The organism is Priestia sp. SB1 (assembly GCF_038898415.1).
The window spans coordinates 81,892-104,029 of sequence record NZ_JBBJSS010000002.1 but is presented as its reverse complement, the minus strand read 5'-3'; the positions used below and the strand labels follow the sequence as shown (position 1 = coordinate 104,029).

Genomic DNA, 22,138 nt, shown 5'->3' with positions numbered 1-22,138 from the left:
ATAATATATTTAAGCCTCTGTTTAACCACATATTGAGCTGAAATTATCAAATCTAGTAAAGTTAATGCACGTTGCATAAACTTTACTAGTTGTTAGTCTAGTAAAGTTTAGTTTATGTTATGCATAGTTATGCAACTCAGCTAAATCTGTAACTTTATCCCCTTTTTTGCTTATTTCAACCAATGTGTATTATAAGATAAACCAGTTATTATAACTTATAGAACATAAAAGAAGTATTGGTGTTTTTGTATAACCAGTTATTTGTGGATCTAACTATCTAAAAATGATTCAATAGAACAACACACAATAAGTAATTAATAATAAGCAATAAACAATTAATAAGAAATAATTTATTAATTGTATACCGCAATTAAAAGATTTAATTGCGGTATACAATTATTATTGCAGCTATCAATTATTATTGTTGCAAATTGCAATCACTGAATATGTTTATTGCATTGAAATATTAAATCAGAAATATAACTTCTTGTTTAAAATCTATATGATTTTGCCTACACAGGTGATAATACTTGTAATGGAAGATCTATTGCTAAAGAGCCTTTTAAAGAGGAAACTGATTTCAAACGTTTTTCAAATCATCCAACAACTTAATAATAGATGGTTATTGTTTAAGTAATAGCAAAACATCCGCCTCTACAACTAGCATTTACTAGTATTCTCAAATTGGAAGTTACAACTGTATACCCCAGGTATATATTGATTACTAAAATCTAATATGGCCAAAAAAGTTACCTTGAGCATCTTATGCTTTTTATATTTTTAATCGAGAACAAACTTTTAGTTATATTGCCTTTGTAGAGATAGTCCGGTGCTAAGGTAACCGAATATTAATATACGACTTTAAGCTTAGCTGCTCATCTTAAAAATTAACAATCAATAATTGAGCAATTGACAATTAATAATTAGGCATTCAATCAATAATAAATATTTCGTAATTATTGCAGACTTAATGTATTAACTTTCTTTTAAATGGGTATCCTTATAAAAAAGACTAACTAGATACAATAATTGAATTAGCAAGCTTTTTACTATGGTTTTGATGAATTATATTTGTTAATTGCTTTTGATTGCTTTTGATTGTAAGAACTTTTCAACAAAATGAGGATCAGAATCAGGTAATGCATTATATTTAGTAGTTAAAACTAAGTTTGCATATTATTTATGAGAAGATATGCACGATTGTGTTTATGATGATTCTTTAGTTTAGTGATACTATGAAAAGAAAACTATTAATCTATGTATAAGAAGTAACAAAAAAGTCGTCACCATTATAAAAAAATTAGTAACGACTTCGTTGTACTATACATTAATACACTAGACAAGAGTAGTATAAGTAACTTAAAATTAAAAAAAGGAAAGCTTAACAACAAAATCTTAAGAGAAGGTTATTAAGAAAAACCAGTTGTTATATCAGGTGAAAAGTTAAACAACTTTATTATCACTTAACAAATAAAAATCTCACATTCGTAGTGTCACAAAACTGTTACACTTTTCGCCAAATTTCGCGGTTTGTCAATATCACAGTCTCTTTGCAAGGCAGCATAATAACTAATTAATTGCATAGGCACTACACTTAGCAATGGAGAAAGCAAAGGGTGAGTTTTAGGTAAAAGATAGCGATCACCTTCTTTTTCAAGGCCTTCCATTGCAAGAATACAGCTATTTGCACCACGCGCATTTACTTCTTGAACATTTCCTCTAATCATCAAATTAACTTCCTTAGAAGTTATAGGAACAATTACAGGAGTTCCTTCTTCAATTAGTGCTATAGTTCCGTGTTTTAGTTCACCACCAGCGAAACCTTCAGCTTGGATATAAGAGATTTCTTTCAGCTTTAATGCTCCTTCTAAGCATACGTTGTAATCCATTGTGCGCCCGATAAAAAAGCAGCTACGGGCATCTTTTAAATATTCTTTAGCAATCTCAGCAAAAACCTCTTTTTGGTCTACCATTCGCTCCATACCTTGCGCGATTTTAGAAAGTTCCACTTTTAAATTAAACGTAGCCTCTATATTTTTCTCTTGTCGAAGTACGTCTGCAAGTATACTCATAACAGCTACCTGAGCAGTGTAGGCTTTGGTAGAAGCAACAGCAATTTCTGGACCTGCATACAGCAAAAGAGTATGGTTAGCTTCTCTCGAAAGTGTTGAACCCCTTACATTAGTGATAGTTAAAGTTTTAATTCCACGTTTTTTAACCATTTGCAATGCTTCACGGCTATCTGCAGTTTCTCCACTTTGAGAAAGGAAGATTACAAATGATTTATCACTTAACATTGGCGGATCTTGTGTAAACTCACTAGAAATATGAACTTCAGTAGGGATTTGAGATAGCTTTTCCAGTAACTTCTTCCCGACTAAACCAGCGTGATAACTCGTTCCGCAAGCTACAATATATAAGCGCTCAGATGCTAAAATATCATTCTTTAATTCTTTAGGGATTTCAAATTTCCCGTTTAATCCATACGTATTAATTAATTGTCTAATTACTGCAGGCTGCTCATCTGTTTCCTTTAACATATAATGCTGATATGTCCCTTTTTCTAAATCACTTGGATCTATTTCAGCTTTAAACGGTGCTCGTACAATCTTTTCTCCGGTAATTTTGTGATGAGAAATAGCATCTTTTGTTAGAAAGGCCATCTCTTTATCTTCTAGCTCAATAAATTGATCCGTTAAATGAATTACAGCCATAGCGTCACTAGCCACCATATTTTCTCCGTTGCCTTTGCCGATTAATAATGGACTTTTATTCTTAGCAACATACACTGTTTCTTCATCTTCCAAATCAATCATTGCAATTGCGTAACTACCTTCAATTTTATTTAATGTCTTTTGAAATGCTTCAGCCGTAGTAACACTTTCTTCACGCATTTTTTCTACCAAGTGAACAATGACCTCAGTATCTGTTTCACTTCGAAACTCTACATCTTTTAGAAAGTCCTCTTTTAACTCTTTATAATTCTCAACAATTCCATTGTGAACCAATACAAATCTTTCAGTTCGACTAGTATGAGGATGGGCATTTGATGTAGTAGCTGGCCCGTGAGTAGCCCATCTAGTGTGACCAATTCCAGCAGTAGCTGCATTTTCTTTATCAAGAATAAGTTTTAAGTCTTCAATCTTTCCTTTTTCTTTATATACTTTTAATTGCGAATCCTTAATCGTTGCAATTCCAGCAGAATCGTACCCTCTATATTCTAGCTTGCTTAATCCCTTGATAAGATGTTCTTGTGCTTGTCTATAACCAATATATCCAACAATTCCACACATAGCATTTCCTCCAGTTTAGCTTTTCTGCATAATCAATAGCTACGTTTCATAGCACCGCATAAAATTTATGCAGTAATATGAAACGTGCATATTATTTAGTTTTATTAATTTAGTTCGTTTGTACTTTTATGTGTTTACATTAAAAGATAATTCATCTAATTAAATCAACGGTGTAACATCTTTTTTTTAAAAAAAATAAAGAATATTAATTATAAGAACATTAGTAGAACGTTTTTATTAATGTCTAAATAAAACCCTAAACAATGGAGGTTACTATGTTAGAAAGAATTATTGGAATTAGTGTTACAAACGTACACTTCAACACAAAAAAAATAGAACCTGGGGGTTTGTTTGTTCCTATTAAAGGGGATCAATCGGACGGCCACTTGTATATAGAAGATGCCATAGAGAATGGAGCGATTGCAACTTTATGGAATAATAAAACTGCTGTTCCGTCTCATCTTAGTAACAAAATTAAATTTATTAAAGTAGATGATACATTAAAAGCATTCCAGACAATTGCAAATAGCTATCGTAAAGAAGTTAACCCAATTGTAGTGGGTATCACAGGTTCTAACGGAAAAACTACAACCAAAGAAATCTTGGCGGCCGCACTCTCAAACAGTTTTCAAATACATAAAAATAGTGGTAATCATAACAATCACCTTGGGGTACCACTAACCCTTTTAACTATGCCAAAAAACACAGAACTCTGCATTGTCGAAATGGGAATGAATCATATGGGTGAGATTAGCGATTTAAGCAGGACTGCCGAGCCTAACTTTGCAATTATTACTAACATAGGTGAATCTCATATTGGTCATCTAGGATCTAGAGAAAATATAGCAAAGGCGAAGATGGAGATTATCGAGGGATTAACTTCAAAGGAAAATGTAATCTTTGATGGCGATGAGAGTCTGTTATCTAGCTTAAATGGTCACCCTGTTAAAGACATTGATATCAAGAACTTAAAACAATTAGAAAATAAAATTTCATTTAACTATCTTGAAAACAATTATGACTTACCGTCGTTCGGACTTCATAATGCTAAAAATGCAGCTTTTGCTATTAAATTAGGAGAAATACTTAATATAGATATTAAAATGATCCAGCAAGGGTTACATAGCTTTCAGAATGCTGATATGAGATTAGAATACAAAGAAAAAGTTACTAATTCTTTTCTTTTAGATTGTTATAATTCTAGCTTAACTTCCCTTAAAAGCGCACTAATCACCTTTAAAAGTATTAACACCCCTAAAAATAAAATAGCGATTCTCGGTGATATATTTGAATTAGGTAACGAAAGTATAAGCACTCATAAAAAGATAGGTAAAATCGCAACAATGTATCCAGACTTTGAATTCTGGTTTGTAGGCAAGGATATGAGCGAAGCTTATAAAATCGCTAAAGGCTCTAATGAAACAAAATACTTCAATGACACCAAAGCGCTATGTGATTTTGTTAAGAAAAACAATGAGCTAATTTCCGGAAAATATATTCTGCTTAAAGCTTCAAGGGGAATGACCTTAGAAAAAGTTTACGATCACTTTAATTAAACAGCGAACTAAAAGTGTTGCGCAACAATCAATCAATAATCAATCAATAAACAATAATTAATCAATAAAAGTTAATAATAATTAATCAATAATTTTTAATTGGCGATATTTAATTGGAAGAAACAAAATACTGATTTAAATTAAATTTTTTTAGTTTTGTTACAATAAAATTTTTAATTGGTTTTGATTGCAACCTTTTCATATCAAAAAAAGAAGCTTAAAATAAGCTTCTTTTTTATTTTTCATCGTTATATTCGATTGTATAAGAATCATTTATCCTTGATTGTGAAGCTTCTTCAACGAAACTCGTTGCTTTAAGCTTCTTTTCAAAGTAATCAAATTGTGTCTTGAAATTTTCATATGCTTCTTTTTTATTTGTTCTATTCTTAGCTAAATCTTCTTTATCGTTTTCTATATTCTTCTTTTTTTGTTTAAGTTTTTCAATTTCGTAATTAATATCTGTTAGTTCCTGGCTAGGGGATTGCTTGTCCAAATTCACTTCACTTGCCGCAGCAACTTCAGCGAAAGTCTTATCGTAATCAACCGGCCCAGCTGTATTTTTAGAGAAAATTGCCTTCAACAAACTTGGACGATTATTTTCATTCATTTGATCAATCTTTTTAAAAGTTTCTTTAACTAACTCTAACTGTTTCTTTTCAGATCTAATTTCTCTTCGTTTCATTTCAGCTATTTCAAGTTGATAATTCACAAATTCCATTAGTAGTTCCCAGTCCGTCACTTTCCGACTCGCTTCTTCGTATTCTTGCTTTAAAGTAAGTAGCCTATTTAGCTGATTTTGATAAATTAATTGATTTTCTATCTTTTCTAGTCTTTCATCATATTTAGATGAATTACTTGAACTTGATAGTTCACGCTTTTCATTAATTACGTTACTTCTTTTTTTAGAATTGCCATCTGTGACGATTTCTTCAACTTCATTACCTAGATAATGAGATATCTCCTTTGGAGACATATTTCCTTTTAAGTTTAATATAAAATACATATGCATTCTAAAAAGGGACTTATAATCAAAGGTCCATTGTCTACTAGTTCGAGTAGCTTGTACATACTCCCTAACATTCTTTCTACCTTCAGCTAAATTGTTTCTTATTGGCTGTGCATCATTATCTGGCAAACCTATAATAGCAGCTGCCTTTGATGTGTAATATGTATCTTCCAAATGGAGTTCTTTTAAAAGGGATTCTGGAAATAAATAATCTTCTAGGTTAAGGTTGTGAATTTGTCGCCACAATACATCATCTTTAAAAGTTTCTGTTAAAATTTCTTTCATACTAATTTTACTCATATTTTCACCACCTATATAATCCTCTAGTTTAATAATACATAAATTCCAACAATCAAAGCAATAAAAATCAATCAACCAATTAACTCAATATTCGACTTCTATTGATATAAGCAAACTTATTTATCACGGAATAGCCACAACAATAAACAATAATCAACCAATAATAATCAATAAAATTCAATCAATTATAATCAATAGAGTAACATTAGCAATAAACAGTTAACAATAAGTTATCGTTAACTTGTAACAAGTCCTTTAAAACATAGCGCTGAACAACAATTTTTTTATTATTTCACAAATATGCGTTACTACAAAGTGTTATATGACGAAAGGTACTTGCTTTTATAAACCACAGGTAACCTTTTAAATTTTACTTTTTATTCAATTTATAAAAAGGAAGCGTGAGTTGCCAAGTTCCCTTATACATTACACTACAGCTATTTTTCAAAAAGTAATAATTAAGAGAAAATGATTCATTCGGATTACAAAAGGAAGCGAAATAATATCATTAGAAACACTATAACTTTATTACTAAATATTATCATTGACATAGATCAGGATTATCCAGAGGATCTGAATCTAATGCTGGAAAGTACACATAAATCTTTTAAATAACTATATCAATCAATAATTAGCAATAAAAAGAGGTGACAATCAATAATAATCAATAATTAAACAATAAAAATTAATAATTAAGTAATGCAATATTGATTGAAGCTTGTTATTAAAGGCTTTTTGTTTAATAACGCAATGTTCAATAAAGACTTTTAGGATTTAGTCAATAAAACAATCAATTGAACAATCAATAATATAAAACAGCTATCAAATTCCTTGAAGTGAAACTTCCTTGTAAATATCGCTTAATTGCTTTTAATTGCTTTTGATTGCAAGCGTTGAATTGTAATTACTAACTATACATACACAGCGTATATTTTACTATACGCGCATAAAATAAAATAAACGGTATGCACATTGCATAGCGTTTATTAAGATTAACTAATATAATTACATAACTAAAAAAGCAACCTCCAAAAGAGAAGGTTGCTTTTTTAGTTACATCTTTTTGTATGCTTCTAAAACATCTTCTTGCTTAATAAGTTGCAAATTATCGTATCCCTCAATTTCTAGACGATCTGCTTGGGCACTTTTTATTGCTAAAGAATAATTTCTAATCCATCTTGCATTACTGTTTTCTAAATTGTGAGCGTTCTTTGCGTATGAAATAGCTGCTTTTGCAGTCTCAAGAACATTATAATCAAGTTCATAACTAAGTTCTTTCATTCTTAACTTAAATAATTCAAGAAGTTCGTTTATTTTATAATCCTCAAAAATAAAATGTTGATTAATCCTCGATTTGAAACCATCATTCAGACTGAATAATTCTTCTATTTTGTTAGGGTATCCAGCAAATATAATAGAAAGGTCTGCATCTTCACCGGATCCATTCATTTCACCTAACAATGTATTTATGGCTTCCATACCATACCTGTCATTTTTGCCATTTACCATACTATAAGCCTCATCTATAAATAAAATGCCGCCTCTAGCCTTTTTTATTAAAGCATCAACTTTTTTAGGAGTATGTCCTTCGTGGTCTCCAACTAGATCTTTTCCTTTAACTTCAATAAAATGTCCACTAGATAATACGCCTAAACCTTTAAGAATTTTTGCTAATATCCTAACAGCAGTTGTTTTACCAGTACCAGGATTCCCCTTAAAAGCCATATGAAGAAGTGGGGGAGTAGTAACAATACCTTGTGCATATCTTTTTTGATCAGCAGTTAAAACGTTTTTTAAGGAACGAACTTGCTTTTTGAATGTTTCTAAACCAATTAAATTGTTTAGTTCTTTTTCAGCCTCAATTAACAACGACTCTAAAGCAGCGGTATTTTTAACTTTTTTTGCATTTGATACGGAATGAATAACATCCGGATGAATTATTTTATAATGACCGCCTTTCTCTGATACGTAATTCTTGTGCTGTCGTGTTATTTCGCCAACCAAATTACTAATATCTCTGGCGTTACCTTGAAGTGAACCGCGCTTAGCCTTAGAGTAAATTAAATGACTTAATTGTTCATTAATGTCATTTGTAACAAAGCCTTGGCCTTCTAACATTTCTACTGCTATTTCTTTTAACTCTTGTGGTGTATAATCGTCAAATTCGAATCTAAATTTAAAGCGTGAAGGGAGTCCATCATTTTCTAACAGTAATTCATCAACTTTATCTCGATAACCAGCAAAAATAACTACTAATTGTTTACCAGGATAGAAAGACATTGCTCTCATAATTATTTCTAAAGCAATCTTTCCATAATCTAAATTATTATCTCCTGCAGAACCCTTATTCCCTAAAAGCGTATATGCTTCATCAATGAACATTACGCCACCTAATGCTTTTTCAATAACTGCTTTAGTTGCTTCTTCAGTGCCACCAACAGCTGATTTAACAAAATCGTCTTTTGATAACTCTACAAATTTATTTTCTTCAATCATATCAAGCGACCATAATAAATCACTCATTATTCTTGCCACCTCTGTCTTACCAGTACCAGGAGGACCAACAATTAAAGAGTGCAGCTTCTCATCTTCTGTACCTATGTTCATCTTTCCAAGAAATTTGTTTACAGAGTAAGTTTTAAGGAACTCGTCAATTTTTAATTTAACGTTTTTCATACCAATGAAACTATTAAGCTTTTTCATTGCTTTTACGTAAGCCTCTAACTTAAGAGGATCAGTACCTCCATAGATACTAAATTGAGCAGGAGCAATTGTTTCTGTACTAGGTTGAGGAATTCCCCCCCCAGAACTAATAGCTCTTTTGACTTCTTTAAAATATATTTTCAAATTAATGTTGTCATCTAATACCTGCATCACATTTTCGTAATGCCAAGGAAAAAAAGAAGCAGTCTCGTGGTAGAACTGCCTTAATTGTTCTTCGCTTTCCATAGCTGTTATTGTTTTCCCTGTAGGTACGTTTTCTAATTTGTATTCATCATTTTCTTTTCGAATTGCAACCCCATTATGTAAATGTTTTCCTTTAACCAACATTCCTGTCACCGTTTTGTAGGAGACTGTTGAATTAGTAGAATCTAAAGTGGTTATGTAATTACCATTATAATTATGAGTAACCCCATAGCGCTGTAAAACTGGTCGAATCATAGCGTAAGCATTAGAACTTATATTTTCTATTAAATAGGGGATATCTCGTATATGTTGCCAAGTGAATCCTGGAACAAGATGTTCTAAAGTTCCTTCTACCTCAAACTTTTCTAATTCCTTTACAACAATTTCAGCGTGTAACTTTTCTTTAGTAAAGCATACTAAACTACTATGAAGTTTTACTTCATAATAAAAATCAGAATCCTGCTCAATTGTAAAACTACTTGTGTTGTGTCGCTTTCCTTTTTTTCTTCCAAATAAACCTAACATTATTTTTCCTCCGTTAACACTTCTTAGAACTCTTATTACTTAATATGTATATAAAAAAATGGGAATACTGCTACTACGTGTATGTCCTTATATTACTTTTTAGTCAAAAACTCGTATTCGCCATCTTTGTATCTCACTATATCTTGCGATAAAGGCTCAACTTCTTCTTTATAACTAAACTGGACCCGTTTAGACAAAACATTGAGACTCTCAATAACTGAATCCATTTTATTTCCTTTAACCTTTACTGCATAAGCGGTGTTTTCAGTAGGGAAGGCAAAAAAGCAGTCGCCCATAGATTCTTCAATTAGTTCTTTAATAAAAAATTGGTAGTGCGAGATGTAACTGTCAGAAATACGATATGTGAAGAATTGGAAATGTTCGTTTTCAAAGATTTCCTCTTCGTTCCCCCAACCTTTATTCATTAAATTGTTAGCAGCTATATTCATCATATCTGCTGTATCAGGTAAAAAAGGGAAGCAATCATCCTGTAATGCTTGTCTTACATATTTTAAGTCATACATAAGTGTGGTTTTGAAATCTCTACTCAAATTTCGAGTAATGTAATTTTCACCCTCTTTAGATACTTTGTTTACAGGTAGAAGGGAAGGAATTAATTTATCCTTTAACTCTCCAAAAGTTTTATTCTTTAATCCCCATAAGAGGACCTTTGATTTTTGTTGTTCTATAAAGACATTTAGTAGATCTAAATTTCCAACTATTTTGTATTGTCTCCAGACGCTTTCTAAATCCACTAGGAATCCTTCATTGTAATTAGGATTTTTTACAGTAAAGTTTATTTCGTCGTCATTTATAATCTCAAGTTGCTCTACTACATCTATATTTTTTAATTCATCTAATAAACGTTCTTTATATTCATCAAAAGTTTCGATATTAACCATTTTATCATTCGACCTCTTTCTAACCTCTATATTATAAATTATAAACAAAAAACTAGTGAAAGGCCCAAAAATATGCTATCTTTTCCAAAATATTTATCAAATAAGGGATAATTTTTTTCTTGGAGAATAAAAAATAAGCTTATTTTTATAATTTTGAAGCCATAAAGAGGTGTCCAAATGAAATTGCTAGGTTTTATTAAATTTATACTTTCTGTATTTTTCTTTGGTGTTTTGTTGTACGGAGGGTATTATGTTTTCGATCAATATGTATGGAACATCATACACCCAGAACCAACTGCTGAAGAGCAATTTGTACAAGAAGTGGGGAAAATATCAAATATAGAACACTTTCAAGATAACGTTAATTTAGACTCTAAAAAACCTTTCGCAATTTTGCTGTTAGGAGTAGACGGCGATTCATTCAATGATAGTCGAAGTGATACAATTATGGTTGCAGCGGTAGACCCTAAAAATTCTAAAGTTTCTTTACTATCGATACCCCGTGATTTAAGAGTGGAAATCCCTGGGAAAAGCGGTCACGATAAAATTAACGCAGCTTTTGCAAGAGGTGGCGTTGACCTAACTGCAAAAACGATTGAAGAAACATTTGGAATCCATACTGATTATTATGCAACTATTAATTTTAAGGGATTTCAAGAAATGGTAGATGCAATAGGCGGATTAGATATAGACGTTGAAAAAGATATGACGTTTAGTGACAGAATAACTAGAACTCAGTTTTCTTTACAAAAGGGTCAACAAACTTTAAATGGAATTAAGGCATTAAATTATGCGCGTTTTAGGAAGGATGGAGAGGGCGATTTTGGGCGTATGAGAAGACAACAGCAGGTAATACGCGCTATCGTTGATCAAACAATTACAGTTAGAAACATTCCTAAGATGGTGGATATAATACAAGTAGTAGATAAAAACTTTAACTCAAATGTAAGTTTTAAAGACCTAGGTCTGTTAGCTCTAAAAATGAGAAGTTTAAGCGGTGATAACATTCAATCAATAAAGTTAGACGCTGGTACCGATATGATAGGTGGCGTTTCTTATGTAACTGCATCTAATGATGCTATTCAAAAGGCGGCTCAACAAGTATTTGATGTCTTAGATCAAGTAGACAATTAACTTGTCCTACTAACTTAAAAACTCAATTAATAATTTTCACTATAAAAACAGACATATTACTGAAATAGATATGCCTGTTTTTTTATGCTCTGAAATTTTATGATCATAAACTTTGGTAGAGTTTACGCAAATTGCATAAATGCTAGTAGATGTTATGAAAAATTATGAAAGTTTGTGCAAGAAATAATTTGTTTACCCTTTATTCAAGGTATGCAAAAACATTAGAATAATAAGTTTATGGTTATGGTTAACGGGGGGTGAACATTTAACTATGGAGATATGGCTAGTTCTTGCAGTGTTATTTTTAATTATTGAATTCTCTACTCCAGGATTATTTTTTGGTTTGTTTTTTGCGATTGCTTCCTTTATTACATATTTTATCTCATTAATACTAACCGATAATTTTTGGGTTTTAGTCGCTACATTTGCCTTATTAAGCATTGTCGCTATCTATGCATTAAGACCAGTGCTTATTAAACGATTTAAAATTAACGAAACTGTACGACCTTCCAATATTGAAGCATTTATTATGAAAGAAGGCATAGTTACTGAAAAAATAGAAACAAATAAAAACGGAAGAGTAAATGTAGAGTCTGAAAGCTGGTTAGCTAAAAGTCTTAATAATACAGAAATTAAAGAAAATACTATTGTAAAAATTGAGATGATAGATGGAACAACCTTAGTTGTGTACCCTAAAAACTGAATTTCTTTTTGATTTAAGAGGTGTTTATGTGATATTCCCAATTTTTCTTGTTATTTTAGCTTTTGTTTTATTCTTTTCTTCAATTAAAATTGTTAAGCAATCCACTGTAGCTATGGTGGAACGCCTTGGTAAGTTTAATCGACAACTTGACGCAGGATTTAAAATTATAATCCCCGGAATAGATAAAATTTCAACTCGAGTTAATCTTAGAACGTTAGTTTTAGATACACCTGCTCAGGATGTTATTACTCGCGATAATGTAGGTGTAAAAATAAACACTGTAGTTTGGTATAGAGTAACTGACCCATTTAAAGCAGTCTATGAAATTGATAACTTAAGAGAAGCGGTTATAAACATTATTGCTACGACTTTACGTGATACAATTGGCGGAATGGAACTGGATGAAACTTATGCTAGTAGAGACCGAATAAACGCACAATTAAGAGGAGCTCTAGATGATTCAACTACTAACTGGGGAGTTCGCATCGAAAGAGTAGAAGTTAAAGATATTGATCCCCCTAGAGATATTAGAGAGTCTATGGAAAAACAAATGAGAGCTGAGAGAGAAAGACGTGAACAAGTTCTACGAGCACAAGGTATAAAAGAAGCTCAAATTTTGGAAGCGCAGGGTGAAAAGGAAGCTGCAATCTTAAAAGCGGATGCCCAAAGAGAAACTCAAATTAGAACAGCAAACGGAGAAGCTGAAGCTATACGCTTAATTGCGGAAGCAGAAAGCGAAAAAATTAAACGTATTTACGATGCGTACAACAATGTTAATATTTCTAACCAAGTTTTAAGCCTGGAGTCTATCAATGCTCTTGGCAAATTAGCAGATAGTGATAACAAAATGCTTGTTCCGTATGATGCAGTTAATTTAATGGGTACAGTAAGCTCTCTTAAAGAATTCTCAAATTTTAATAAAAAGTAATTATAAATTAGCCACATTTAATCATCTTAAAAAACCTATATTTTTTATAGGTTTTTTTTGAAAATATATATTTTGTTTGTATAATCATCTCAACATTAGGAGGTGTAGTTATTTTATGCAATTCCAACGACCAGCAGAGGTGATATCTAACGATCATCGAGTTTTGACTAACGTAGAAATTGTTTACTTTGCAGAAGAAGAGAATTATTTATATACATTAATACCAAGAAGCTTGAACGGCTCACCTGTACCGTTTTCTACCGACCAAATTTACAATTTGGTATATACGTCATATCAACATATACATTTTTTTAAAGTTTCTTTTAAAGATTTAGCACAGCATAAAGGAAAACCGGTATACGACTTTCAGGTTCTAGAATACAAATGTGTAGATAATGCTAGAAAAGAAGAACGTAAAAATGTAGAATACCAAGCGGTAGTTTCGGATTTTAACCAGATTGGATTTGTAACTATTTTAGATATTAGCTATTCAGGCTTAAAAATTGAAACTGATTACGAACTTACTTCTGAGTTCATAGAAGTCTTTTTTGATGAAGAAAATATACCAAGGAGAGCAATGGGTAGGATTACGTGGGAAAAACACGACATTTACAAAGATTTATATTATTATGGAGTTGAACTGCACTATAGATAAAGAGCTATATTTTTTGAAATAATACTATTTATGTGTATTTTAGTAACGGGTGATGCAGAATGAATTCACTTTACAAAAACTACTACATAAAAAACGGTTTTACTTCTATCCTGTTCATTTTATTAATATTAATTGTATGGCCGCACTTAAAAATGTCAGTTGTTTTCTTTATTCCTATATTTTTAATCTTTTCTTATTTATATATTTATCTTATAATTTCTCTAATTGTGGACTTAATTGTATTTACTTTTGAATTTTTTAAGAAGAAAAAAACTCGTAAATAAGTGGGTTTTTTCTTTTTTTTGCCAAGGTATTTTAAATCTTCATAAAAATAAAATAAAAGAATTCAGGTTGAAAGGATGACTATTTTGACAAACATTAAAGAAAAGCTTCAAGAATTAAATTTAAACTTTACAGAAAACGCATCTTTAAAGAGATACAACACTTGGAAATTAAGCGGCAATGCTGAATTCTTAGTGCATATTCATTCCATTAACGAACTTTCTAATTTATATACATATATTTTATCTAATAATATACCGTACTTTATTATAGGCAAAGGTTCCAATATCCTAGTACCTGACGAAGGTATTAAAGGGATTGTTATACGTTTAGGTAAGGAATTTGAATCAATTAATATTAACGACAATTTAGTTACGGCGGGTGCAGCAGCATCATTTATAGTACTTTGTTTAAACGTTGCCAAACAAGGATTATCTGGATTAGAGTTTGGTGCTGGCATTCCAGGGAGCGTAGGCGGAGCCGTAACAATGAACGCTGGGGCTCATAAAAGTGATGTTTCTAAAGTGTTAAAGGAGATAAAGGTGCTAGACGAAACCGGTCAGGTACAAACTCTTACAAACGAAAAGTTGCAATTTAGTTATAGAAAAAGCGTTATTCAGCAGGAAAAATGGGTTGTATTAGAAGCAACTTTTGAGTTAACGCCTGCTAACAAGGAAGATATCGTCAAAATAACTAACGACAATAAAGAATACCGATTAAAAACACAGCCACTTAAGGAAGCAAGCTGCGGTAGCGTATTTAAGAACCCACTACCTGAGTACTCAGGTAACTTAATAGAAAAGTTAGGATTAAAAGGTCACCGTATAGGTAACGCTCAAATTTCTGAAAAACACGGGAATTTTATTGTTAACTTAGGTGACGCTAGCTCTAATGATGTAATTTCTTTAATTAGATTAGCTCAAGAGAAAGTTCAAGAACAATACGGTGTTCAATTAAATCCAGAAGTACAGTTCTTAACCACTAGAGGAAAGAAGGGGTAAACTTGTCTTGGTCAGACAAAAATAGCGAATACTTAGCGCCCGCCTATACTAAATTACCCATAACAATCATAAAGGGGAATGGTTGTTATCTATTTGACGAAAAACAAAACCAATATATAGATATGTTTGCTGGTGTGGGAGTTAACCAACTTGGTTACAACCACCCAGCTTTAAATAAAGTTCTTGTAAAACAAGCAAAAAATATGATTCACGCCCCTTATCATTTCTATAACCCTAATGCTATTGAATATGCTCAAAAAATTTCAGAATATTCCATTAAGGGTAAGGTGTTTTTTACTACATCTGGTGCGGAAGCAACTGAATCTGTACTTAAGATGTTATACAAAAGAAAAAAGAGAACCTCAGATTCTCGCAACAAACTCGTTGTATTTAAAAATAGTTTTCACGGAAGAACACTAGGAGCTGTATCCCTCACAAGGCAACCAGCCGTTTATCAAGACTATCCCTCTACTATATTTGAAGCTATTGAAATAACTCCCAACTCTATTGAGGAATTTCAAAAAGCAATAAAAGAAGAAAAGCCTCTTGCTTTTCTAATGGAACCTGTTTTAGGGTCCGGCGGAGTGTTTCCTATCTCAGATGAATTTATGATAATGGCTAGAAAAATCTGCGATGAAACTAATACGCTACTTATTATGGATGAAATTCAAACAGGAATGTGTCGAACAGGAACCTTCTTTTCTTACAAAACATCTGGAATTAAACCAGATGCTATATTATTTGGAAAAGGATCAGGTGGAGGCATTCCTTTAGGAGGAGTTATTATAGGAGATAAACTCCTTGAGACATATCAAAAAGGTGATCACGGCACGACTTGGGCCAATCCTCCTTTAGCTACATCTTTAGGTTTGGCAGCTATGGAAGTTTTAGTCGAACAAGACGTAATAAATGTGGAAGAGAAAGCAGCGTACTTATTTAATGAGTTGACAAAAATACAGGATTATTGCCCTCATATCCTCACAGAAATTAGATATAAAGGCTTAATGTTCGGACTATCAACAACACTTTCCCCCGAATTAGCTAGAGACTTTCAGTTGTCTTCATTAAAAAACGGTATTTTAATTGATATTACGCAAGGCAATATTATTCGTTTACTCCCCCCATTAATTATTACCCATTTGGAAATTAACGAGTTTCTTACAGCATTTAAAAAAACATTAAAAGAATTTCAATTAGAAAAGAAATTATCTTTATTTTTTAACGGAGGACAATAAAGTGAAAATAATTGTGCAAAAATTTGGCGGAACTTCAGTAGCAAGTTCCGAAAGTAGACAACACTGTTTTAAACATATCCGACAAGGCTTAAATGAAAATTATAAAGTTATCGTGGTAGTATCTGCTATGGGAAGAACAGGAGATGCTTATGCAACTGATACACTTATTAGTTTGGCTCCACATATCACAGGACGTGAAAAAGACCTTCTAATGAATACAGGGGAATTAATTTCAGCTTGCGTTTTTTCTAGTGAGTTGGTTGAACAAGGCATTTCTAATCGTGTTTTGACAGGTGGACAGGCAGGAATTATAACAAATAATGAATTTAATGAAGCGGGCATTTTAGAGTTAAAACCCGAAAGGATGTTAAAAGAACTAGAAACAACAGACGTTCTAGTAGTTACAGGATTCCAAGGTATTTCCGACAATTTAGAAATTACTACACTTGGAAGAGGAGGAAGTGACACCTCAGCTACGGCATTAGGCGCATCAGTTAATGCAGAATATGTTGATATATTTACAGATGTAGAGGGAGTGATGACTGCTGATCCTCGTATCGTCCAAGATGCACAGATTTTATTAAAAACGACTTATAACGAAATATGCAACTTAGCACACCAAGGAGCGAAAGTAATACACCCAAGGGCCGTAGAAATTGCAATGCAGTATAATATCCCAATTCGAGTTAGGTCAACCTTTAGTGATTTCACAGGTACATTAATCACAAATCAAAGCGAATTGGATGATCAAAATCAGCGGGATACCGGCCAATTTTTAACCGGCATCACTCAAACGTCTGGAATAATGCAGTTTGTTGTAAAAACTAATATGTCTTACTCAATGCAAGATGAACTTTTTTCTCTATTAGAAGACAGTAACGTTTCTTTAGACCTCATCAATATTACACAAGATAGCGTAGGCTTTACAGTTAAAAAGAATAAGGCTAAGAAAGTAGAAGAAATTCTAGCAAATTTAAATTTAGCTTTTGAACAACGCGATGATGTAGTGAAAATATCTCTAGTAGGAGCAAGTATGTCAGGCGTACCTGGAGTAGTAAGAAAGATAGTCCACACACTTTACGCAAATGATATCCCTATTCTTCAATCCACGGATTCTCATACAACAATTTGGGTTCTTGTACCCGAAGAACAATCAAAAGATGCTATTAGATTCTTACATAACTCGTTCGGTTTAGACAAGCCACTAGCAAGATGAAAAGCATACGATATCGTATGCTTTTTTTATGAAAAATAAAATAAAATGTTTATGAATAATTAATAATAATAAAAATAGTATTAATAATACCTTTTAAAAGAAGAGAGGGATAGTCTGATGAATTATCCAATTTTATATTCTTCCACATACCAAATGGCTTCTTCAGAATTAAAAAGGTATGTCCTATCTTATCCTAAACACACCACAAATTTTACAATTTTAGATGCTTACCGTTTCATTGCATACCACAAATTTGACGATGGCTTGTGTATTAGATTTGAGTGGTTTATACCCAAAGAATACCGTAGAGGTTTTAAAATACCTTTGCACGTAGAAGAAATCACTGAATTAGAAAAAGGTTGCAAAATAGTTTTCAAAAGAGGAAACGTCATATCGTATTCAGATGAAAACAAAGCAACTATACCTAGCCAACAAGCTTACGAAATATTTCATAAAGTTGTTAGAAAAGAAAGAGTTCCTCTAAAAGAAGGTGATTATAAAGTTCTTGAATACCCCAAGTATAAGGAAACAGAAAAGATTAAAGATACACACTTAGACAAAGTAGTTACAAATTATAAGTTGTTTCAAGAGTATTTATTAAAACAAAAGCTTGAAAAGAAAATTAATTAAAAGACGGATGACATTATATATGTCCCGTCTTTTATTTTTTTCATTAACAGCAATTAGTACATAGATTAGTTTCGTTCTCAATAAGCAAATACTCTCCGCACTTTGAGCATAGCTTAACACTTTTTAAGGTTTGTTCTCTAAGAACGTTGTGAATCCGAGTAGATAGTAAATCTCTACTTTCTGTTATCCATTGCTCGTCATACACAGCGTTAAAAGAATTGCTGAAAGAATAATACAAATCAATTTTTCTATATGCCGTTTCCAAACCTTCTAAATCAGATCCTAAATTAAACAGCGGCTTTTCAAATTCAATATTAGATTTGCTTATCTCATTTAAATACCGTAACCACGTTAATAACAATTCTTCATTACTATAGTCAAAGGGGATATATATAGCACGATATATTTGTTCTTGCGTCAAGTTCTCTTCTAGATATTTTGGTAACAATTCAAGTAGCTCAAGTTGTTGGGTAATTTCAATTTTTCTTATGTAAGGTACTTCAGAAATGAAGGTCTTCCAATAACTTAGTTTTTCTTTTAAGGTTCCGAAACGCAAAGATAATATTGTGCTTTCTAACGGTCCTATGTAAACCTCTCGTACCTTCTCATCTTTTTTGGCTAATTGCTCAAATATTAATTCTTTGTTTTTAACTGAGTTTACGTAACCTTCGGGATATAAACCTTTTCCTCCGGCTCTACCGAGTATTTGTTTAACCTCTTGATCAGACAGAGACCTTTCTTCATTTCCATCAAATTTCTCTGTTTCAAGCAAAACCACTCTTTTTATCGGTAAATTCAATCCCATTCCTATAGCATCAGTAGAGACTACCACTTCATTTTCACCCGATGCGAACATAGCAACTTGTTTTCTTCTCGTATCAGGGGGTAGATTTCCATAGATCATACTCGATTTTATGTTACATTGACTTAATACCGAGGCTATTTGAAGAACTTTTTTTCGAGAAAAAACAATTAATGCGTCTCCTGCACGTACATCTCTAGGGAACTCAAAATTATCTTTCTCAATAATTAAAGGCGTTTTTCTTTCATTTGTATTGATTTCTAGTACATCACCACAATCTTCAACTAACCTTTTAACAATAGGTACAGCATTGAGGGAACAACAAATGTGGATTTCTTTTGCGTACAATCCCAGTATTGCCCTAGTCCAAGCGTTTCCTCTTGATGAATCACTTACTAATTGGGCTTCATCTATTACGACTAAATCATAAAAGTTCTTTAAGTCTGCCTTCTCAACGGTGCAAGAGATATGATTAGAAAAGGGGACTTGTATTTCTTCATCACCAGTTAGCAGTGTACAAGGGGTACCTTCTATATTTAATTTTTCGAATACCTCCAATGCCAAGAGCCTTAAAGGAGCTAAGTACATTCCATTTTGACTTTCTTTTAACCTTAATAATGAATCAAAAGTCTTACCAGAATTTGTAGGACCTGTATGTATAATGAATTTTCTTGATATAGTTCTAGCTAGAGGATGTTCATCTTTTGGATGAGGAGGTATTTGTCTCTTAAACAAGTTGTGAAAAAGTGATTCAATAAGCTTTTCTTTGTTTATTAACCCTAGAATTCCAAGTCTAAATAAGTGATGCTCTTTATTATTTATAAGTTCTGCATACGTCATTTTAATAGGGTATTTTAGGGTTATTTCTTTAAATAAGCTTTCCGATAGTACTATGAACTCCTTTTTAATTAAATTTAGCTTTTCTACATTTTCTGTTAAAAGGTGTGGCGCTAACTTCTTTATGGTAAGTTGAATATTACGTATTTTTTCTAGATGTTTTCGTATTTCTTTTTCTAATTTTAATATCTCATCACCTTGAGCATTTTTACATTCGTTAAATAGATGCTCTATTTCTCTCATAGATTGTTCAATCTTTCTTTGATGCTTATTAGACATCTAATCACCACCAATTCTAATAATTCTTATGGTTTTATTCACTCCATCTAAAAACACCCCTTTAAAGCAAGCTATATTTCTAAACCATCTTAAAGATTATTTATATTCTTTTCTTTTTTAGTAATGACTATTTAATATGTTGGTTTGTAGGAATTAGTAACTGTAGGAAATGATTTCTTCTCTAAAAATTAATTGAGTAAAAGTTGGTTTTTTAAGGGTAATTAAAGTTCAATTTAGTATAATTCGTATATTTCCACACCTATAAAAGCTTAGTTTTCCTCCTGTTTATTTTAAAAAAATAGAAGATAATGAAGGATAGTATGATTTGTAGATTTAAAATCCCATCCTCTACATATTTAGAGGAAAAATTTATTAGAGGTGTTTATCTATGACGAAAAAGTACAATGTAGCAGTTGTAGGTGCAACTGGCGCAGTTGGACAAAAAATGATTGAAACGTTACAGAGAAGAGATTTTCCGGTTAATAAATTAAAATTATTAGCCTCAGCTAGATCAGCAGGAAAAACGCTAAATTATAAGGACGAACTAATAGTCGTTGAAGAGCTAACGGAAGCATCATTTGAAGGAATTGATATTGCTTTGTTTTCGGCGGGGGGAAGTATCTCTGAAAAATATGCACCGTATGCGGTTAATAGTGGGGCGGTAGTAATTGATAATACAAGCCATTTTCGTATGAAAGATGATGTTCCTTTAGTAGTACCCGAAGTAAACCCAGAAGATATACTTACACATCAAGGAATTATTGCTAACCCAAACTGCTCTACTATACAAATGGTTTTATCTTTAAAACCAATTGCAGACCATTTAGGATTAAAAAAGGTAGTAGTTTCAACATATCAAGCAGTTAGCGGGACTGGTAAAAAAGCTATTGAAGAATTAAAAGAGCAATCTTCAGCGTTTTTAAATAAAGAAAAATACACTCCGAAGGTATATCCTCATACAATTAGTTTTAATTTAATTCCTCAAATTGATATTTTTGAAGAAAACGGATTTACAAAAGAAGAAATGAAAATGATTAACGAAACTAAAAAGATAATGCACGATGACTCAATACAAGTAAATGCCACTTGTGTCCGAGTTCCTGTATTTGTTGGACATAGTGAATCAGTTTATATTGAAACTGAAAAACCTATTAACATTGAAGAATTAAGATGTCTTTGGGAAACATTTGAAGGGCTAAAGCTAATTGATGACCCAAAAGAGCAATTGTATCCAATGCCTCGTAATTCAGAAGGTGTTTACGATACAATGGTTGGCCGTTTAAGAAAAGACGTAAACAGTGACCACGCCGCAAGTTTTTGGGTTGTGTCAGATAATTTACTAAAAGGAGCAGCATTAAACGCTGTACAAATTGCAGAAAAGCTTATTTCTAATTAATACTTCACACTAATAAGTTTGCATAGATTTTAGTAACACTTAATAAGTTTGCATAACGTTTCATAAAAATTATGTTGCGCTATGCTGCGCTTGTATAATTTAAAGAAGCAATTGTTATTAAGTACTTAAAACGATTCTTGTCATCTACTCTTGTTCGCAATTGCACAACAATTAAAAAGCTAATACAAAAAAACTTATAGTTTCTTAACTATAAGTTTTTTTGTATTAGAAGAATATTATTAAATCTCTACTAATTCAGTTTTTTTAAGCCTCTTAAAACGATTTTCAAGTCTACTATTTAATATTAAGAGCGCTGAATCTAAATCATTTGAGATACTTTCTTCACGTATACGATTTTGGTTTTCTCCGTATAAAAGAACTTCTAATTTAACATTGCATTGAAATTTCATTACACTCAAATAAACTTTAACATCTTTTTGAGAAAGGCGTTCTAATGCTGGAACTTTGCTAATTATATATTTTCGCATTGTTTGAGGTAATTCAAAGTTATGGCCCCTAAATTGTATTTTCAACGAGCATTCCCCTTTAAC

At 31.9% G+C, this 22,138-nt stretch carries 16 protein-coding genes; 10 read left to right on the top strand and 6 right to left on the bottom strand.

Annotation, left to right across the window (positions count from 1 at the left end; all coding sequences use genetic code 11):
- Positions 1–1,493 precede the first annotated feature (1,493 nt).
- Positions 1,494–3,293: a glutamine--fructose-6-phosphate transaminase (isomerizing) gene (gene glmS / locus WKH56_RS05785; protein WP_342834834.1), complete on the bottom strand. Its 1,800-nt coding sequence runs from the start codon at positions 3,291–3,293 to the stop codon at positions 1,494–1,496.
- Between the two features lie 275 nt (positions 3,294–3,568).
- Here glmS and WKH56_RS05780 point away from each other — a divergent pair, with 275 nt between their 5' ends.
- A complete protein-coding gene (locus WKH56_RS05780) occupies positions 3,569–4,849 on the top strand; it encodes a UDP-N-acetylmuramoyl-tripeptide--D-alanyl-D-alanine ligase (RefSeq protein WP_342834833.1) in 1,281 nt (426 codons plus the stop codon).
- Positions 4,850–5,084: 235 nt separating this feature from the next.
- On the opposite strand, the gene WKH56_RS05775 is transcribed toward WKH56_RS05780, so the two are convergent.
- From WKH56_RS05775 to WKH56_RS05765, 3 genes are all read right to left on the bottom strand, one after another.
- On the bottom strand, positions 5,085–6,155 hold the full coding sequence (locus tag WKH56_RS05775) for a hypothetical protein (protein ID WP_342834832.1): 1,071 nt from the start codon (positions 6,153–6,155) through the stop codon (positions 5,085–5,087).
- A 1,053-nt stretch (positions 6,156–7,208) separates the two neighbouring features.
- Positions 7,209–9,587, bottom strand: a complete 2,379-nt coding sequence (locus tag WKH56_RS05770) for an AAA family ATPase (protein WP_342834831.1) — start codon at positions 9,585–9,587, stop codon at positions 7,209–7,211.
- 92 nt (positions 9,588–9,679) lie between these two features.
- Complete coding sequence (locus tag WKH56_RS05765; RefSeq protein WP_342834830.1) at positions 9,680–10,489, bottom strand: hypothetical protein; 810 nt, start codon at positions 10,487–10,489, stop codon at positions 9,680–9,682.
- Positions 10,490–10,666: 177 nt separating this feature from the next.
- Here WKH56_RS05765 and WKH56_RS05760 point away from each other — a divergent pair, with 177 nt between their 5' ends.
- The 8 genes from WKH56_RS05760 to WKH56_RS05725 all read left to right on the top strand — a co-directional run bounded on the left by WKH56_RS05760 (position 10,667) and on the right by WKH56_RS05725 (position 18,273).
- Positions 10,667–11,623 carry an LCP family protein gene (locus WKH56_RS05760; RefSeq protein ID WP_342834829.1) on the top strand — a complete coding sequence of 319 codons (957 nt, stop codon included), beginning with the start codon at positions 10,667–10,669 and terminating at the stop codon, positions 11,621–11,623.
- Positions 11,624–11,894: 271 nt separating this feature from the next.
- Positions 11,895–12,326: an NfeD family protein gene (locus tag WKH56_RS05755; RefSeq protein ID WP_342834828.1), complete on the top strand. Its 432-nt coding sequence runs from the start codon at positions 11,895–11,897 to the stop codon at positions 12,324–12,326.
- A 28-nt stretch (positions 12,327–12,354) separates the two neighbouring features.
- Positions 12,355–13,254: an SPFH domain-containing protein gene (locus WKH56_RS05750; RefSeq protein WP_342834827.1), complete on the top strand. Its 900-nt coding sequence runs from the start codon at positions 12,355–12,357 to the stop codon at positions 13,252–13,254.
- A gap of 115 nt (positions 13,255–13,369) precedes the next feature.
- The gene (locus tag WKH56_RS05745; RefSeq protein WP_316910750.1) at positions 13,370–13,909 is read left to right on the top strand and encodes a PilZ domain-containing protein; all 540 of its coding nucleotides are present in this window, start codon (positions 13,370–13,372) and stop codon (positions 13,907–13,909) included.
- Positions 13,910–14,277: 368 nt separating this feature from the next.
- The gene (murB, locus tag WKH56_RS05740; RefSeq protein ID WP_342834826.1) at positions 14,278–15,192 is read left to right on the top strand and encodes a UDP-N-acetylmuramate dehydrogenase; all 915 of its coding nucleotides are present in this window, start codon (positions 14,278–14,280) and stop codon (positions 15,190–15,192) included.
- A gap of 2 nt (positions 15,193–15,194) precedes the next feature.
- Complete coding sequence (locus WKH56_RS05735; RefSeq protein ID WP_342834825.1) at positions 15,195–16,427, top strand: aspartate aminotransferase family protein; 1,233 nt, start codon at positions 15,195–15,197, stop codon at positions 16,425–16,427.
- A 1-nt stretch (position 16,428) separates the two neighbouring features.
- Entirely contained in the window at positions 16,429–17,643 is a 1,215-nt protein-coding gene (gene dapG / locus WKH56_RS05730) for an aspartate kinase (RefSeq protein WP_342834824.1), read from the top strand.
- Positions 17,644–17,760: 117 nt separating this feature from the next.
- Positions 17,761–18,273, top strand: a complete 513-nt coding sequence (locus tag WKH56_RS05725; RefSeq protein ID WP_316910754.1) for a hypothetical protein — start codon at positions 17,761–17,763, stop codon at positions 18,271–18,273.
- 43 nt (positions 18,274–18,316) lie between these two features.
- Here WKH56_RS05725 and WKH56_RS05720 read toward each other — a convergent pair whose 3' ends face one another.
- Positions 18,317–20,191, bottom strand: a complete 1,875-nt coding sequence (locus WKH56_RS05720; RefSeq protein ID WP_342834823.1) for a helicase-related protein — start codon at positions 20,189–20,191, stop codon at positions 18,317–18,319.
- A 388-nt stretch (positions 20,192–20,579) separates the two neighbouring features.
- On the opposite strand from WKH56_RS05720, the gene WKH56_RS05715 reads away from it, so the two are divergent.
- Positions 20,580–21,587: an aspartate-semialdehyde dehydrogenase gene (locus WKH56_RS05715; RefSeq protein ID WP_342834822.1), complete on the top strand. Its 1,008-nt coding sequence runs from the start codon at positions 20,580–20,582 to the stop codon at positions 21,585–21,587.
- Positions 21,588–21,826: 239 nt separating this feature from the next.
- On the opposite strand, the gene WKH56_RS05710 is transcribed toward WKH56_RS05715, so the two are convergent.
- On the bottom strand, positions 21,827–22,120 hold the full coding sequence (locus WKH56_RS05710; RefSeq protein WP_342834821.1) for an HPF/RaiA family ribosome-associated protein: 294 nt from the start codon (positions 22,118–22,120) through the stop codon (positions 21,827–21,829).
- Between the last annotated feature and the right edge of the window lie 18 nt (positions 22,121–22,138).

Coding starts and splice junctions, on each gene's coding strand:
- glmS (WP_342834834.1), bottom strand. CDS start 3,293: ATGTGTGGAATTGTTGGATATATTGGTTATAGACAAGCACAAGAACAT.
- WKH56_RS05780 (WP_342834833.1), top strand. CDS start 3,569: ATGTTAGAAAGAATTATTGGAATTAGTGTTACAAACGTACACTTCAAC.
- WKH56_RS05775 (WP_342834832.1), bottom strand. CDS start 6,155: ATGAGTAAAATTAGTATGAAAGAAATTTTAACAGAAACTTTTAAAGAT.
- WKH56_RS05770 (WP_342834831.1), bottom strand. CDS start 9,587: ATGTTAGGTTTATTTGGAAGAAAAAAAGGAAAGCGACACAACACAAGT.
- WKH56_RS05765 (WP_342834830.1), bottom strand. CDS start 10,489: ATGGTTAATATCGAAACTTTTGATGAATATAAAGAACGTTTATTAGAT.
- WKH56_RS05760 (WP_342834829.1), top strand. CDS start 10,667: ATGAAATTGCTAGGTTTTATTAAATTTATACTTTCTGTATTTTTCTTT.
- WKH56_RS05755 (WP_342834828.1), top strand. CDS start 11,895: ATGGAGATATGGCTAGTTCTTGCAGTGTTATTTTTAATTATTGAATTC.
- WKH56_RS05745 (WP_316910750.1), top strand. CDS start 13,370: ATGCAATTCCAACGACCAGCAGAGGTGATATCTAACGATCATCGAGTT.
- WKH56_RS05725 (WP_316910754.1), top strand. CDS start 17,761: ATGAATTATCCAATTTTATATTCTTCCACATACCAAATGGCTTCTTCA.
- WKH56_RS05720 (WP_342834823.1), bottom strand. CDS start 20,191: ATGTCTAATAAGCATCAAAGAAAGATTGAACAATCTATGAGAGAAATA.
- WKH56_RS05715 (WP_342834822.1), top strand. CDS start 20,580: ATGACGAAAAAGTACAATGTAGCAGTTGTAGGTGCAACTGGCGCAGTT.